Here is a 15,980-nt window from a genome sequence, read left to right on the forward strand (position 1 = left end):
GGTGCTCTCCTTAAAGGCCGAGGGCGGCGCGCTGGGCGCCCAATTGATCGACACCGTCGATCACCCTTTTCATGCCCAGTGCGTCGATCTCGTAGACCAGCCGGCCATCGACTTCGAGCTTGTAGTAGGTGATAGCGACGCTGTGCTTGATCTCGGCCTTGTCGCCGGACTTCCAGTCGCCCATGTCTATTTCCTTGAGCGCGCCGCGCAGGGTGACGACTACCGGATTGATCTTGCCCTTGAGGCCCTTGAAGGCGCCGCGGAACGTGCCGTTGAAGCCACTGCCATCGGCCAGGCCGAAGAACTTCAAGGCCTCGCGGCGCACACCGCTGGTGGTGAAGGCCGCTTCCTGTTTTTCCATGCCCTGGTCCATCTCGACCGGCATGTCCATGCCGCCGGGGCGGTATTCTTCAACCTTCAGGGTCAGTTTGGGCAGGGTCAGGCTGGGTACATCACCCTGGAAACTAACGCCATCGACGAACAGGTTAAGGTTGGCCAGGGTTTCGGGAATCATTGCCATGTAGATGCGCTCCTTAAGCGACGGTATCGAGGACTTCGGTGAGCCACTGATTGGTGACTTCAACGCGGAAGTTGGGGTTTTCGGCAGGCGGCACATCGGTGAAACGGATGTTCCAGTACACCTTGCCCTGCTCAAGCTGGCTGGCGGTGTTCAACTGCGGGTCGGCGAAGACCTCGAAATTGATGATCGCGCCCTGGTTCTTCAGGTCTCGCATGAACGCTTGCAGGCCTTCGGTAACGTCCTTGACGTAGGTGGCGGTAATGGCGCGGTCGACTGCCCATTTGTGGCCGTACAGAATTGCGTCCATGACGATGTCCAGGGTTCGCACGCGGGTGACGAACGCCCATTTCGGGTCGTTCGACAGGGTGCGGTTGCCCCACAGGCGGAAGCCGTCATCGCGGATGATGGTGGCGATGTTGGCGTTGTTCAGCAGGTTGGCACGGCAGCTGTCATCGCCATCGAGGAACTCCACCGGGCGGGTTGTGCCGGTGATACCAACGAACTCCTTGTTCGATGGCGAAGCCCAGAAGCCGTACTCGCTGTCGGTCCAGGCGAACAGCCCGGCAACCCAGGCCGAGCCTGGCGTATCGACGGTAGCGTTGGCGTCGTTGTCCCAGTAGCGCACGCCTGGATCGACCAGGAATGCGCGCTTGGCGCCGAAGTTACCGGCATAGGCGATTGCAGCTTCGTCGGTGGTGTCGGGGCCATCGAGGATGGCGATACCACGCAGCTTGTCGGCCAGCGCCACCAGGCCAGTGCCGACGGCAGCGGTGGCGCTGTGTTTGGGTGCGGCGAGCAGGCGCGGCTGGGCGTTGAACCGGCTCTTGCCGTCGAGCAGCGCTTGCAGGCCGGTACGCTTGCCGTCGGCCTGGACAGTGCCGATGATCGCGGCGGTCTGCTCGGCGGCGTCCTCGAACTTGGCCACGCCGCAAGCGACGATGACCGCCTTGGCACGGGTGTAGATGGCGCGGCAGGCCTTGGTAATGGCCGCGTCCCGGCCAAACGCCGCCACCGCTTCGCGTTCGTTGGTGATCAGCACCAGGTCGTTGGGCTTGGCGGTAACGCCAGTGCCTTCGCTGAAGGTGTCGACTAGGCCGATGATCGACGACGACGGCAAGGCGATGCTACGTGCGCCGGTGTCGACGTTGGTGACGGTGACGCCGTGAAAGAATCCAGCCATGTTAACTCCAGAAATGAGAAGGCCCCGCAATGCGAGGCCAGGTGATACAGCGGATAAGAAAACGCCCCGTCAGTACGGGGCGTTATTGGGTAAGGTCGACAAGCCATTCAGGCGGCGAAGGGCGCTCAGCGATGACAGGGAATGCGTCGACAGCGGGCCAGTCTCGAAGCGCTTGCCGATGGTTGAGCAGCTCGGCATATTGCTCAGCCGTCAGCGACGTTACTCCCCCCATGTCCTGCTCATCGCGGTGACGGGTGACAACCCACTCGTGGCGGCTCAGCTCAACAGTACGCCATGCTCGCTCAGCCTTGCGCAACGCCTCATCTGTCGGGCCGGGCTGCTCCTGCAGTTCTGGACGGCCGTCATCGCCCACGACAATCACCTGCCCCGACGACTCGCCAGCTAGCAGAGCCAAGTGGCGCTCGCGGGTAATCTCCAAGCCACCGTTGTCCGACAGGCCAAACGCAAAACGCTGGACTGATTCGTCCCACTTTGCCCAGATATTCATAGTTTCACCTCAATAACCAATAGCAATCCAACGGATGTAGGCCGTCCCGCTAAATGACGTGCCGACCGAGATGTCTTCTCGCCGAGACAGGAAGCCGTTCGCGGTAAGGCTGCGCCCTTGAGATACCACCCCCGACTGCGTCATGACGCCGTCGTGGGTAAAGGTGCTCGCCAGTCCAGGCACGATGTTGAACGCCAGCGGGAAGGTAACGGTGGCCTCAGTATCAATTGTGTTCGCCAGATGAACCCCCCACTGGATCATCAGTCCGCCGAGCCACGACGGGAACTTGATGGCGTTGCTATCGCCACCTCCGGCCTTGATGAAGGTGAAGCCAAAGCGCAGCTTCGTCGGTGTAACCAGATTCACGTCTGAACCGCCCGCATCTACCTCCGCCTGACTGGCGACCGCCCCGCCCAGCAGCGGGACCCCGTTCCACTTGAGAAGGCCGGCAGCATCCATGATCAGGCGCCCCGACCTTCGAGCCGCCCAAAAGAAACCGATTCCGGGCGCGTGCTCGTCGTTGCTCTGCGCCGCGCCGACCTCTTTCGCTTCGCGGATCACCAGCGCGGTATCAGCAGCGGTCAGCCCCGCCGTAGGTGCGGCAAGCGTGGGCTGCTGGCGGCTGGCATAGTTGGCCTTGGCCACCAAGGCATCAGTAATACCGTACTCCGCCAATGTAATGCCCTTGTTCGCCTTGGCAGCGAGAGCATTGGTCATGGTGGTGGCGAAGTTCGGATCATCGCCCAAGGCCGTAGCCAACTTCCTGAGGGTGTTCAGGGCGGCTGGCGAAGAATCTACAAGTGCCGCCAGGGTCGCCTGCACAAACGCAGTAGTGGCCAGCAACGTGCTGTTATTACCCTTCGCGGCGGTCGGCGCGGTAGGCGTACCGACAAATGTCGGGCTGTCCAGGTTCGCCAGCTCGAAGGGCGCCATCCAAGTGCCATCGTTGTTGCTAGCGCGACCGAAAATGCGTTTCTGGTAAGGGATGTTGCCGATCTCGAAGCCTCTGTTTGTCGCGTAGACCATGCGCTGGACAAACATCAGACTAGGATAAGGCGTGATAGTAGACGGGTAGTAATAGTTACCCGAGGGAAGGCTAGCCACCTCTTCAAGTGTCGCCGGCAGCACACCGCCGTTCGCCGATCCCAGCCCGTACTGGTTGAGCGTGAGGCGCAAGTGCGCACAGTTCGAAAGCTGAGTGTTATTAGTCCCAAGCGGTGCCGTAGGCGCCTCCGGCAGCCCGGTAAATTTTGGGCTAGCCAATGGCGCCTTGGCCGCCAGAGCGCTGTCTGACTGGGTCTTGGTGTAAACATCGGTCAAGCCATAGCCGGCCACCGTAGTCGGATTGGTAGCCGACACAACCCGCCCGTACTTGTCGACCGTGACGCTGCGGTAAGTGCCAGCGGCCACGCCCGTGCGACCAAAAGCCATTTCGAACGACAGAGCGGTGACGCCCAGGCTGATCGTGGCATCGGTCACCAACTGCCAAGCGCTATCCGCGTTGGCGGTGCCGCGCTCGACCGGAACCAGCATGCCCGGGGTCATCTTGGCGCTGGTGTCGGCATCGAGGCAGCGCGACCAGGCGCCCCCGGCGGCGACCATGTAGAGCCCGTTATCCTTGGCGGTTTCCTGGTTCTTCACCAGCACCCGCGCACCGGCAGTCAGGGCCACCCCGTCAACCGTCTGCAGACCGCTCAGGGTGATAGCGGCCGTGGTAGCCGCCAGCACCGAATGCTTGAATTCCTGCCGGGCCAGTTCCTCAGTCACGAACTCACGGGTGGCCAGCACCACGCTTGGATCAATCTTGAGCTGTACGTTGCTGGCATTGCTGACTACCAGGCTCATGCGCACCACCTGGGTACGGCCCGACCCCTGACTCAGCAGTGGCTTGTAGGTCGGCGCGCAGTTGGCAACCGCGACCAGATCGCCGGCTTCATCGTACAAGCCAATCTCGCGGATCCAGCGCCCCCCCACCTCGGCGGGAATAACCTGCTCCGCCACGATGATCGAGGGGTTATTGTTGTCGACCTTGAGTTGGTTCAACGGCGCGCGGCGCCACTCGTTGAGCAGGGAGGGCTGGTTGGCGTTCGGTGTCGGGTCGGTGCCGTTAGCATCGCCGAGGCCCATCTGGGTGATTTTCCAGGCGGTGCCCAGAGCGTCCGCATTGGCCTGCTTCGCCGCGCCCACATTCGTGAGAATGGCGTAAAACTGTGAGTTCTGATCAACCATGTGCAATGTCCAGGGTGTCAATTGTGTGTTCGCGACCGCCCCGGCCGATGGTGCCGGTGACTTCGATATCGCGCTGCATGGGCGGGTACACCTCCAGCACGTCGCCATCGCTGATCGAAGCACCCACGTAGAAACCGCCCTTGGTTTCCAGGCTGATAGCGAGGCCGACCATGTGCCGGCTGACCGGCCGTGCGTCATCGAGTAGCGCAGCCAGTTCGCGATAGGTTTCGTCGGTGATTCCAGAATCCGAGACACCGACATTTAGCGAGAACGTGCCTGGCACGCCGTTTGGAACGGCCCGCCACCACTCCTCCACATCGATCAGGTAGCCGAACGGCTCGACCACCCGCCTCAGCGCGCCAAGGGTGCCTTTGTGCGCATGTACATAAAATGCCGAGCGAATCACCGAGCGCTTGACGCTGTCGCTCCAGTGGTCCTCCCAGCGGTCCACCGACCACGCCCAGGCCAGTTGGTAGAGCAGGTGCGGCGGGCAGTCATCGGGGCTGTAGAGTAGGCGCAGGTCGATCCTGAGGTCTTCGTCGGCCGCCTTTTCGATGGCGCGCTCAAGCGGTGTTCGGTTCAGCGGCAAAAGGCTTTGCATGTCAGCCTCCGCGCTTCAGTTCGAAGCCGCTGCACCAGGCCGCCTGGGCCTTGTTCGGACGGATGTCGGTCCAGTTGCCGAGTTCGACCCGGCTGACCCCGTCAATATGCAACTGGGCGTCGATCCCCGAACGGGCGACCTCGAGGCCCAGGCGCCTGCGCGGGTTGATCCAGGCCTGGAGGCGGCGCTGACACTCGGCAAGGATCGCCTCCGACTCGGGGCCGTCGTCGGCCATGTACAACACCGCATCAATCCGGTACGGCAAGACCTCGGCGCTGCGCACCTGCACGCGGTCAGCCACCGGGCGGATGTCATCATCGTTGAGATAGGCCGCGACCTCCGCCAGCAACTGCGGGCTGGCAATCCCGTTGCCGTTCAGGCTCAGCACAGTGACATCCACCACTGCCGGCGAGGGGCTCTCGGCGGTCGCGTCAGCGACCTGTCCCGAAGCATTGCGGGCGTGGAGGATGTAACTGTTGCGCGGGCCGGCAGTGGTCAGGCCTTCGTAGACCAGTTGCACCCGCTCGCGCAGGGCATCGTCGGATTCGAGCAGCACTTCGAGCGGCGGCACCTGAGACAAGTCCTCGGACTGGATCACCAGGCGCTGCTGGCCGACATTGGCCGCCAGCTGGTCGAGGTCGCTGCCTTGGGCGTAGGCAAGCAGCAGGGCCTTGGCGGCATCGTTGATGCGCGCCCGGTTGAGCAGTTTGCGGTAAGCGCCGACTTCAAGCAGCTTGACCACCGGATCGCTTTCCAGCTGCGCGGTCCAGCCTTCGCCCAGATGAGCACGAAAGGTCTCGAGGTCAGCCTGATACTGCGTCTCGAAATCCAGGTCTTCAAGCAGTTGTGGTGCTGGCAATTTGGAGAGGTCGACCTGGCTCATACGCTCACCTCCAGCAGCGAGTCGTCGCCCAGGTAGCGCCCGCTCAGAGCCAGGCTGACCTGGCCGCCGAGCACCGCCACGACCTTGACCCGCTCCAGTTGCAGGCGCGGCTCCCATCGGCCCAGCGCCCGCGCGACTTCAGCCTGCACGGCACTTTTCCAGCCTTCGTTGACCGGCAGGTCGATGTAACGGCGCAACTGGCTGCCGTACTCCGGGCGCATACGCCGGCTGCCCAGCGGGGTGGTGAGAATGTCTTCGACGGATTGACGAAGGTGAGCGATGCCGGTCAACGGCAGACCGGTACGACGGTCCATGCCGTTCATGGCGCATCTACGCATGCGGGGTGGCCAGCGATGGCCGAAGCGCCTGAGAGGGTTTCCATAGCGGTCTCCTGGCATAAAAAAGCCCGCATCGGCGGGCTTGTTTCAGTGTTTGTGATTAGCGGTGTTGCCGGCCGTGTCGATGATGCGGCCGCCGCCATTGATATCGCCGCTGACCCGCAGCGGCCCTTTGATCGTGACGTTGCCGCCCAGGGTGATCGTCACGGCGTCGACGTTTATGGCGCCGTCACTGACTTGCAGGGTGCTGGCGCCCACCTTGATGCGGGCGCTGCCGCTCGGCAGATGAATGTCGTAGCTGCGCGCCTGCCAGTCGTAAGTAAGTGACCCGCCGTCGTCAAAATGCCAGGCTTCGACATGGTCGCGGTTGTCTGGCGCACTTCCGGCGTTACCATACAGGCCAGGTACGAACGTGCCTTGGGCCGGCTCGCCGCTGGGGCTGACCAGTACCCCCTGCTCGCCCAGGCCAGGTGCCCGCCAGTGCCGGGCCTTGCCTGCTGCAAGGGCATGCCAGCGCAGCCAGGCGCTGGTCCAGCCGCCGCCGTCCGAGACCCGTACTCGCGCAGCGGCGAGATCCACCGCGACCACCCGGCAGGGGATCACCAGACTGGCGAGCATGCGGTCGTGCATTGCACTGGCGTAGCTCATGGCAGATCCTGCGCCGCGGTGTAGCGGCCCTCGTTGCCAGGACCGGTTTCCGGGCTGAAGCCAAGCAACAGACTGCCCGGCGGCTCGTTCGGCCAGTCCCAGCGCAACGCGCCGAGAAGTACCGGCTGATCCCAGTGCACGTTCCAGACGCTGCCGTCGAACTGGGCCTGCACGTTGCGGCTGGCCTCGACGAAGTCCAGCCCCCAATACTGCTGGCGCAACAAGTCGATCAGTTGAGCGGCCAGCACACTGCCCTGCAAGCGCGCTCCGGCTTGAGCGTTGTCAGCGCTAATATCCGCTTTGAAGCTGGCAATCAGCACCGACCGGCCATCGCGCGGGGCAGCATCCGCGGTCATGCGGACAATGCCGTGGCGCAATGCCGGTAGCGCAGCGGTGCCGCTTCCTACTGTTGAATGGGCATCGACTGACGCCAACGCGGGTATCGCCTCGCGAATGGTTGCGGTCAACGCCGCCTGTAAGGTGCTCAGCTCACTCATGGCCGGCCCTCCTGATCTCTTCGGGCTGGTCGCGCAGCCCTAGCCGCTTGGCCGCCCAGCGTTCATAAAGCCCGATGGCAACATCAGCACCGGCCATTGCAGTCAGGCAACCGAAGGCGCTGGCACTCCAGATCGACATGCCGCTGGCATACAGCAGCATCACCGTGGACACCCCGCAGACCATGCATGCCCCAGAGCGCAACGCCAGCCTGCGGGCCAGCGCCCAGCCCCGCGCCCCGGCCTTGTCGGCACGCCACATTTCGCCAGAGATGCCGCCCAGCAATGCCAGGACGATTACCAACCAGAGCGGCATTTCCAGCAACGCTTGTTGCTCGTTCGTCACTGTCCTGTCTCCTGTGTAATGCCCACCGGCAAATGCCGGCGAGTCGCTTTGCCGTTTGATTCGGCATTCCAAAAAGCCCGGCTCGCCAGGCTTTTCAGTAATGCGTTGTCCAACCGCCGGCCACGACTGGTGACGCCTTGCGGTTACGCTTCAAATTGGTGACTCCGACCGCGGCCGCCTGCCCGCCGGATAACTGTTCGTGGTGCTTTACGCTGCACACCCGGGCCAGTTGCCAACCCTCTGAACAGTTGAGGCCTGTTCATCGCTGCCTGTGTAACAACCGGTTGCTGACCGGCTTGAGACACAGGCTATGCACTAACGCATATGCAGTCAATGCATTTATTTGCATTCTTATGCGTAGGATTTTGCTTAAATGCATGAAAGCCACGTGCGCCGCTGGCCGTAGCCGTTTTCTGCGGGCGAAAAAAAAGCCCGTTCAGGGCTGGGTGAGAGCATCTAGATGTTTATGCATATCCGTTTCAGGGGGTAATGGGTGATGGACATCTCCACCGTGGCAGTCGGCGCACGCACAAAAAAACCCGCCGAAGCGGGTTTTCTAGAACACGGGTTAAATCAGCGAGCGTACATCCCCCACCAGAACACATGCCCCAGCAGGCTGATCTGCTCTTCCTGCAACTGCTGAAAGCTGTAGTCCTCGTCAGGGTGCTCGTCACGATTGAAGCTACGCAGGCGAATGCCAGTCGGCAGACGATAAACCTGCTTAACCCGCAACTGGCCATTGTGGTTGATCGCATACAGATCACCATCAACGATGTCACCAATCGAGCACTTGCCGGTGTTAACGCCGACCGTGGCCCCATCACGCAACACCGGCAGCATGCTGTTACCGCGTACGGTCACACATTTGGCATTGTCGAACTGCACACCATTATGACGCAGGCTGCGCTTACCAAATCGCAGGCAGGCGCGCTCACTTTCTTCAATGACGAATCTTCCTGATCCTGCTGCCAACTCGACCTCGCGAAGAAAGGGCACGGAAACCTCGTCGTCCTCGATCGGCGTTTCGTCGTCCCACAAGCTGATGTCACCCAGATGCGCATGGCCATGGGCCGGCTGCGCCGTTTCGCGCAAGTCGCCGAGCTCGACACGGCCACGCAACTGGTCGGTACTCACGCCGAAGTATTCGGCAATCCTGGACACGTGTTTGTCCGAAGGATCGACGATCTTCTCGCTGAGGATCCGTGACAGCGTGGATTGAGGAACGCCCGTGCGCCGGTACAGCTCCGTCGGGGACAGGCCGTGGCGGTCGAGCAGGGTTTTGAGTACGGAGGCTACGTTGCGTTTTTGCATAATGCGCATAATGCATGCGACAGGCACCAAATGCAATGCACACGCCCCCCTGCTGCGCAGGATCGCTGACGCCCCGCAAGCGAGCAAATCCCGGTACAATTGACGATTTGGCACACGCCCACCAGATCACAGCTGTAAGGCCTTTAATGACTGATCTCTCCGCACACACCCCGATGATGCAGCAGTACTGGAAGCTGAAGAACCAGCACCTGGACCAGCTGATGTTCTACCGCATGGGCGATTTCTACGAGATCTTCTACGAAGACGCGAAGAAAGCCGCCAAACTGCTGGATATCACCCTGACCGCACGCGGTCAGTCGGCTGGCCAGTCGATCCCCATGTGCGGGATCCCGTACCATTCGGCGGAGGGCTACCTGGCCAAGCTGGTCAAGCTCGGCGAGTCGGTGGTGATCTGCGAGCAGGTCGGCGATCCGGCCACCAGCAAAGGGCCGGTGGATCGCCAGGTGGTGCGCATCATCACCCCGGGCACGGTGAGCGACGAGGCGCTGCTCGACGAGCGGCGCGACAACCTGATCGCGGCCTTGCTCGGTGACGAGCGACTGTTTGGCCTGGCGGTGCTGGACATCACCAGCGGCAACTTCACCGTGCAGGAGATCAAAGGCTGGGAAAACCTGCTGGCCGAGCTCGAGCGGATCAACCCGGTCGAGCTGCTGATCCCGGATGACTGGCCGCGTGACCTGCCGGCCGAAAAGCGCCCGGGCTGCCGCCGTCGTGCACCGTGGGACTTCGACCGCGACTCGGCGCGCAAGAGCCTGTGCCAGCAGTTCGCGACCAAGGACCTCAAGGGCTTTGGTTGCGACAAGCTGACCCTGGCCATCGGCGCCGCCGGCTGCCTGCTCGGCTACGCCAAGGAAACCCAGCGCACCACCCTGCCCCACCTGCGCAGCCTGCGCCACGAGCGGATGGACGACACGGTCATCCTCGACGGTGCCAGCCGGCGTAACCTGGAGCTGGACATCAACCTCGCCGGAGGCCGCGACAACACCCTGCAGTCGGTCATCGACCGCTGCCAGACCGCCATGGCCAGCCGCCTGCTGAGCCGTTGGCTGAACCGCCCGCTGCGCGACCTGAAGGTACTGCAGGCGCGCCAGGACTCGATCCGCTGCCTGCTCGACAGCTACCGCTACGAGAAGCTGCAACCGCAACTCAAGGAAATCGGCGACCTGGAGCGGATCCTGGCGCGGATCGGCCTGCGCAACGCCCGCCCACGTGACCTGGCCCGCCTGCGCGATGCGCTCGGCGCCCTGCCTGAGCTGCAGAACGCCATGGCCGAGCTGGAGGCGCCGCACCTGGCCCGCCTGGCCGCCATCACCGGCACCTACCCGGAGCTGGCCAGCCTGCTGGAACGGGCGATCGTCGACACCCCGCCGGCGGTAATCCGCGACGGCGGCGTGCTCAAGACCGGTTACGACAGCGAGCTGGACGAGCTGCTGGCGATGAGCGAGAACGCCGGTCAGTTCCTCATCGACCTGGAAGCGCGCGAGAAGGCCCGCACCGGCCTGGCCAACCTCAAGGTCGGCTACAACCGTGTGCACGGTTACTTCATCGAGCTGCCGAGCAAGCAGGCCGAGCAGGCGCCGGGCGACTACATTCGTCGGCAGACCCTGAAGGGCGCCGAGCGCTTCATCACGCCGGAGCTGAAAGCCTTCGAAGACAAGGCGCTGTCGGCCAAGAGCCGCGCCCTTGCTCGCGAGAAAATGCTCTACGACGCGCTGATGGAAACCCTCATCAGCCATCTCGCGCCGCTGCAGGACAGCGCCGCGGCACTGGCCGAGCTGGATGTCCTGAGCAACCTGTCCGAGCGTGCGCTGAGCCTGGACCTGAACTGCCCGAGCTTCGTCGACGAACCTTGCCTGCGTATCGAGCAAGGCCGCCATCCGGTGGTCGAGCAGGTCCTGACCACGCCGTTCGTGGCCAACGACCTGGGCCTGGACAACAGCACGCGGATGCTGATCATCACCGGCCCGAACATGGGCGGTAAGTCGACCTACATGCGCCAGACCGCGCTGATCGTGCTCATGGCACACATCGGCAGCTTCGTCCCGGCGGCGCGCTGCGAGCTGTCGCTGGTCGACCGTATCTTCACCCGGATCGGCTCCAGCGACGACCTTGCAGGCGGCCGTTCGACCTTCATGGTCGAGATGAGCGAAACCGCCAACATCCTGCACAACGCCACCGACCGCAGCCTGGTGCTGATGGACGAAGTCGGCCGCGGCACCAGCACCTTCGACGGCCTGTCGCTGGCCTGGGCCGCCGCCGAGCGCCTGGCCCAGCTGCGCGCCTACACGCTGTTCGCCACGCACTACTTCGAGCTGACCGTACTGCCCGAGAACGAGCCGCTGGTGGCCAACGTGCACCTCAATGCCACCGAGCACAACGAGCGGATCGTCTTCCTCCACCATGTGCTGCCTGGGCCTGCCAGCCAGAGCTACGGCCTGGCCGTGGCCCAGCTTGCCGGGGTACCTGGCCCTGTGATCCAGCGTGCCCGCGAGCACCTGGGCCGCCTGGAAACCGCCAGCCTGCCGCATGAGGCACCGGTGGCGAAAGCCAAGGGCGAGCCACAGGCGCCGCACCAGAGCGATCTGTTCGCCAGCCTGCCGCACCCCGCCATCGACAGGCTGGGCAAGCTCGACCTGGATGAGATGACGCCTCGCCAAGCTATCGAAATGCTATATCAACTGAAGAACCTGTTATAACGGCCGCCTGCGCAAGCTGGTAGAATCCCGCGCGGTTTGCTGGTGCTGCAGGTTATTAGCCTGGCCTGCAGCCACACACCTGTGAACCGTGCTGCCCTGCAAGGAAGGGCACGCAGCCGTTGCCTGAGGAGAAAATTAGAAATGACCTTCGTCGTCACCGACAACTGCATCAAGTGCAAGTACACCGACTGTGTGGAAGTCTGTCCGGTGGACTGCTTCTATGAAGGCCCGAACTTCCTGGTCATTCACCCGGACGAGTGCATCGACTGCGCTCTGTGCGAGCCAGAATGCCCGGCCCAGGCGATTTTCTCTGAAGACGAAGTGCCTGCCGGCATGGAAAATTTCATCGAGATCAACGCCGAGCTGGCGGAAATCTGGCCGAACATCACCGAGAAGAAAGACGCCATGCCCGATGCTGCAGAGTGGGATGGCCAGACCGGCAAGATTGCCGACCTGGAGCGCTGACAGGTTCAGCGGTTCAGTTCGAGAAAGGCGGCCTTCGGGCCGCCTTTTTTGTTTGCCCGGCCGCACAGCCCAGACAAAAAAACGCCCGATGCGAAACACCGGGCGTTTTCAAAGAAGTCTGCCTGCCGGCTGGCGTCCCAGCCCTGAATCCCAGGCAAAAAAAAGGGGCGGTTTGACCCGCCCACATTTTTTCCGTAGTCCCTGCTTGTCCCAAACATCATCCTGATGAATCGCTACCTGCGATGTCCTTGGCCATCATCCTGAGAGCCTGTGCCTGTCCGTCGGCACAGTTCAGATACTAGCGATTTGAGCCGGGCAAACAATGGCAAGTTCTTGCCAATCGTTACTGCAGACACATTTCTACAAATCAATAAAACCCTTATCTATCATACGCTTACAAACAAACAACCACTGAAAACGACAATTATTTACTCACCCTTACGCCAATCTCTTACGACGCGCGTAAGCGATGTCGTACACGCGATGCAACAAGGGTGGCACTAGCAACATTTCTATACATCCCCCGCCAAGCACCCGCCCTTGATCTGGCTCTTGATGTAGCCCTTGATCTTGATCTACCAGCGACTTCAGGAGGCCGAACGGAGGTCTTGCGAAGCGAGGTGACGGCCAGGAAGGCCGGCAAGGGCTGCGGGCCAGGAAGGCCCGTACAGCCCGGTCCTCGCGGGAGCAAGGCCGGAGTGAGGGAACCCGTAGCGCAGCGAAGGGCCGTATGTAGGAGCAAGCGGTTTTTGGTTACTTTTTTCCAAGAAAAAAAGTGACCCGCCGTAAGGGCGGAAGGGGCCAGCAGCCCCACCCCACCACCCGGATAAGCCCCCAAACCGCAGATACAAAAACGCCCCGTTTCTCCCGGGGCGTCAGTCACGACACTAACTGCTTACTGGAACAACGACTCGCTGGAAAGCCCGTTCTTCTCAAGAATCTCCCGCAACCGCTTCAACCCTTCAACCTGAATCTGCCTGACCCTCTCCCGAGTCAAACCAATCTCCAGGCCAACATCCTCAAGCGTACTGCTCTCATGCCCACGCAGGCCAAACCGACGCACCACCACTTCACGCTGCTTGTCGGTCAGCTCCCCAAGCCACTGATCGATGCTCTGCGACAGGTCATCATCCTGCAGCAGCTCACACGGGTCAGTAGGACGGTCATCCGTCAGGGTATCGAGCAGGGTCTTGTCAGAGTCCGGCCCTAGCGACACATCCACCGAAGAGACCCGCTCGTTGAGCCCAAGCATCCGCTTGACCTCAGCCACAGGCTTCTCCAACAGGTTCGCAATCTCTTCGGGCGACGGCTCATGATCGAGCTTCTGCGTCAGCTCCCGCGCAGCCCGCAGGTAGACGTTGAGCTCCTTGACCACATGAATCGGCAGGCGAATGGTGCGGGTCTGGTTCATGATCGCCCGCTCTATGGTCTGGCGGATCCACCAGGTCGCATAGGTAGAGAAGCGGAAACCACGTTCCGGATCGAATTTTTCCACCGCGCGGATCAGGCCAAGGTTGCCCTCCTCGATCAGGTCGAGCAGCGACAGGCCACGATTCACATAACGGCGAGCGATTTTCACAACCAGGCGCAGGTTGCTTTCAATCATGCGCTTGCGACCGGCAGGGTCGCCTTTTTGCGAGAGGCGTGCAAAGTGCACTTCCTCTTCGGGAGAGAGCAGCGGCGAGAAGCCGATCTCATTGAGATACAGCTGGGTGGCATCGAGCGCCCGGCTGTAATCGATATACTTGTGTTGCTTGAGCGACGAGGCCGATTTGGCCTTGGTCCGAACCGAGGGTACAGCAGGTTCGTCTGACACCACATCCGTTTCCAAGACAATGCCCGTCTCCATGAGAAGAAGGTCATCGTCGATGTCAAACTCCGGCACTTCTTTACTGAGAGCCATTGTTATAGTCCTTTGCTGAGTTCGAACTCAGACTCTAGCGGCACCTTATTCCCTGGCAGCGCTGGAGCCTGTCCCCTCTACATCCAAGGAACAGGCCGGGTACAACGGTCAACGACGCGGCAAGAACTGGAGCGGATCGACGGGTTTGCCCTGACGGCGAATTTCAAAATGCAGTTTCACCCGATCAGTGCCCGTGGACCCCATTTCAGCGATAGCCTGCCCTGCCTTGACCTGCTGCCCTTCCCGAACCAACAGCCTGCGGTTATGACCGTAGGCACTGACGTAGGTATCGCTGTGCTTGATGATGATCAGCTCGCCGTAGCCCCTTAATCCACTCCCGGCGTAGACCACTGCACCACCAGACGCAGCAAAAACAGGCTGTCCCAAATCACCGGCGATATCAATGCCTTTATTCAAACTACCGTTTGAAGCAAATTTTCCAATCAGGACGCCGTTCGCAGGCCAGGTCCAGCCGCCCGCAGTGCGCTCTGCGGCGGGCACCGTGGTGACCGTGGTACCGCTCGTCGCGGGGACGCTGGCGACCGTCTTGCCGCTGGCGGAGGGCACCGGCGCAGTACCCACCGGACGGCGAATAACCGTGGTCTTGCTCGACGACGAAGGGCTCGAGACCACCGTGGTACTACCGGTCGTACCACTGTTGAAGCGGATCGCCTGACCGGGGCGAATGGTGTACGGCGCAGGGATATTGTTGCGTGCAGCCAGCTCTTTATAGTCCCAGCCATAGCGGAAGGCGATCGAGAACAGCGTGTCGCCGGGTTTGACGGTGTACTGCCCGGACGTCACGGTCGGTCGCTTGGGTGCGGCATTGTTGCGGTCGACCACCCGCGCACCGCTGGTCGAGCTGGTACTGGAGCAGCCCGCCAGCAGGGTTGCCATGGCCAGTGCAATCGCCAGCAACTGCAAACCCGATCGATCCTTGCGCTGCAGACTCATTGTGTGACCCACCCGCGCCCCCCTCATTGGTGCCGTAACCGTTATGACGAAACGAAATGCAATATTATTGCAATTATAACCGAGCCCACACGCATTGGGGTGGGCTGGGAAAAGATCCGACGCAGTTTCAGCACGTGCGTACGCCCCGCCAGATAGACAGGGCCGCGCGGCAAGAATTCGTCAGCGCTGCAAATATTCCGTGCGGCTCAGGCCAGCGGACCATTGAGCAGAGGCACGAAACGCACCGCGCCCATTACCCGCCGGGAGAATCCATGCTCCTCGCGGACGATCAGCATCAGTTGCTGCGACTCGCCGGCTGGTCCGACCGGTATCACCAGCCGCCCCCCGGGCGCCAGCTGATCGAGCAGGGCCTGGGGCACCTCGGGTGCAACCGCGGTGACGATGATGCCGTTGTACGGCGCCAGTGCCTGCCAACCGTCGCAACCATCGCCCCAGCGGAACACCACGTTGCGCAGGTTGAGCTCGACCAGGCGCTCCTTGGCCCGGTCCTGGAGGACCTTGATCCGCTCCACCGAGAACACCCGCTCGACCAGCTGGGCGAGGATCGAGGTCTGGTAGCCCGAACCGGTACCGATCTCCAGCACCTTGTCCAACGGCCCCGCCTCCAGCAACAGCTCGGTCATGTGGGCGACGATGAACGGCTGGGAGATGGTCTGGTTGTGCCCGATCGGTAACGCGGTGTCTTCGTAGGCACGATGCGCGAGTGCTTCGTCGACGAACAGGTGACGCGGCGTGCGGCGAATGGCCTCGAGCACCTTGCTGTTCGACACGCCCTCCTCGCACAGGCGCTGGATCAGCCGCTCGCGCGTGCGCTGCGAAGTCATGCCGATACCGCGGCGCTGCAGATCGTCCTGTTCGCGCA

16 protein-coding genes and 1 pseudogene are annotated in these 15,980 nt (G+C 62.1%); 2 read left to right on the forward strand and 15 right to left on the reverse strand.

Features of this window, described 5'->3' with window-relative positions; translation table 11 throughout:
• Positions 1-10: 10 nt before the first annotated feature.
• The 12 genes and pseudogenes from CCOS865_RS22355 to CCOS865_RS22405 form a co-directional block, all read right to left on the reverse strand.
• Complete coding sequence (locus tag CCOS865_RS22355) at positions 11-520, reverse strand: phage major tail tube protein (protein ID WP_119144921.1); 510 nt, start codon at positions 518-520, stop codon at positions 11-13.
• Between the two features lie 13 nt (positions 521-533).
• Positions 534-1,700 carry a phage tail sheath subtilisin-like domain-containing protein gene (locus CCOS865_RS22360; RefSeq protein WP_119144923.1) on the reverse strand — a complete coding sequence of 389 codons (1,167 nt, stop codon included), beginning with the start codon at positions 1,698-1,700 and terminating at the stop codon, positions 534-536.
• A gap of 82 nt (positions 1,701-1,782) precedes the next feature.
• Complete coding sequence (locus tag CCOS865_RS22365; protein ID WP_119144925.1) at positions 1,783-2,208, reverse strand: tail fiber assembly protein; 426 nt, start codon at positions 2,206-2,208, stop codon at positions 1,783-1,785.
• Positions 2,209-2,217: 9 nt separating this feature from the next.
• Positions 2,218-3,639: a gp53-like domain-containing protein gene (locus tag CCOS865_RS28820; RefSeq protein ID WP_415842712.1), complete on the reverse strand. Its 1,422-nt coding sequence runs from the start codon at positions 3,637-3,639 to the stop codon at positions 2,218-2,220.
• Positions 3,640-4,437: pseudogene (locus CCOS865_RS28825) on the reverse strand (phage tail protein); the annotation flags it as partial.
• Positions 4,430-5,038 (reverse strand): phage tail protein I, encoded by a 609-nt coding sequence (locus tag CCOS865_RS22375; protein WP_119144927.1) that lies wholly within the window; start codon positions 5,036-5,038, stop codon positions 4,430-4,432. The gene CCOS865_RS22375 and the pseudogene CCOS865_RS28825, both read right to left, overlap by 8 nt.
• A 1-nt stretch (position 5,039) precedes the next feature.
• Complete coding sequence (locus CCOS865_RS22380) at positions 5,040-5,921, reverse strand: baseplate assembly protein (protein WP_119144929.1); 882 nt, start codon at positions 5,919-5,921, stop codon at positions 5,040-5,042.
• On the reverse strand, positions 5,918-6,244 hold the full coding sequence (locus CCOS865_RS22385; protein ID WP_119144931.1) for a GPW/gp25 family protein: 327 nt from the start codon (positions 6,242-6,244) through the stop codon (positions 5,918-5,920). Before CCOS865_RS22385 ends, CCOS865_RS22380 begins: the two co-directional genes overlap by 4 nt.
• Before the next feature lie 102 nt (positions 6,245-6,346).
• On the reverse strand, positions 6,347-6,907 hold the full coding sequence (locus tag CCOS865_RS22390) for a phage baseplate assembly protein V (RefSeq protein WP_119144933.1): 561 nt from the start codon (positions 6,905-6,907) through the stop codon (positions 6,347-6,349).
• Entirely contained in the window at positions 6,904-7,404 is a 501-nt protein-coding gene (locus tag CCOS865_RS22395) for a hypothetical protein (protein WP_119144935.1), read from the reverse strand. Before CCOS865_RS22395 ends, CCOS865_RS22390 begins: the two co-directional genes overlap by 4 nt.
• A complete protein-coding gene (locus CCOS865_RS22400) occupies positions 7,397-7,747 on the reverse strand; it encodes a phage holin family protein (RefSeq protein ID WP_119144937.1) in 351 nt (116 codons plus the stop codon). Before CCOS865_RS22400 ends, CCOS865_RS22395 begins: the two co-directional genes overlap by 8 nt.
• A gap of 573 nt (positions 7,748-8,320) precedes the next feature.
• Positions 8,321-9,067 carry a LexA family transcriptional regulator gene (locus tag CCOS865_RS22405; RefSeq protein ID WP_119144939.1) on the reverse strand — a complete coding sequence of 249 codons (747 nt, stop codon included), beginning with the start codon at positions 9,065-9,067 and terminating at the stop codon, positions 8,321-8,323.
• A 137-nt stretch (positions 9,068-9,204) separates the two neighbouring features.
• On the opposite strand from CCOS865_RS22405, the gene mutS reads away from it, so the two are divergent.
• Together mutS and fdxA are read left to right on the forward strand one after the other, a co-directional pair.
• Positions 9,205-11,775: a DNA mismatch repair protein MutS gene (gene mutS, locus CCOS865_RS22410; RefSeq protein ID WP_119144941.1), complete on the forward strand. Its 2,571-nt coding sequence runs from the start codon at positions 9,205-9,207 to the stop codon at positions 11,773-11,775.
• 141 nt (positions 11,776-11,916) lie between these two features.
• Positions 11,917-12,240, forward strand: a complete 324-nt coding sequence (gene fdxA / locus CCOS865_RS22415; protein ID WP_119144943.1) for a ferredoxin FdxA — start codon at positions 11,917-11,919, stop codon at positions 12,238-12,240.
• 895 nt (positions 12,241-13,135) lie between these two features.
• Here the strand turns inward: fdxA and rpoS are convergent.
• The 3 genes from rpoS to CCOS865_RS22430 all read right to left on the reverse strand — a co-directional run bounded on the left by rpoS (position 13,136) and on the right by CCOS865_RS22430 (position 15,942).
• Positions 13,136-14,143: an RNA polymerase sigma factor RpoS gene (gene rpoS / locus CCOS865_RS22420; RefSeq protein WP_119144945.1), complete on the reverse strand. Its 1,008-nt coding sequence runs from the start codon at positions 14,141-14,143 to the stop codon at positions 13,136-13,138.
• Positions 14,144-14,251: 108 nt separating this feature from the next.
• Entirely contained in the window at positions 14,252-15,109 is an 858-nt protein-coding gene (locus CCOS865_RS22425) for a peptidoglycan DD-metalloendopeptidase family protein (RefSeq protein ID WP_119144947.1), read from the reverse strand.
• A 194-nt stretch (positions 15,110-15,303) separates the two neighbouring features.
• Complete coding sequence (locus CCOS865_RS22430) at positions 15,304-15,942, reverse strand: protein-L-isoaspartate(D-aspartate) O-methyltransferase (RefSeq protein WP_167469099.1); 639 nt, start codon at positions 15,940-15,942, stop codon at positions 15,304-15,306.
• Positions 15,943-15,980: the final 38 nt, after the last annotated feature.

It is taken from the genome of Pseudomonas reidholzensis (assembly GCF_900536025.1).
GTDB classification, from domain to species: domain Bacteria; phylum Pseudomonadota; class Gammaproteobacteria; order Pseudomonadales; family Pseudomonadaceae; genus Aquipseudomonas; species Aquipseudomonas reidholzensis.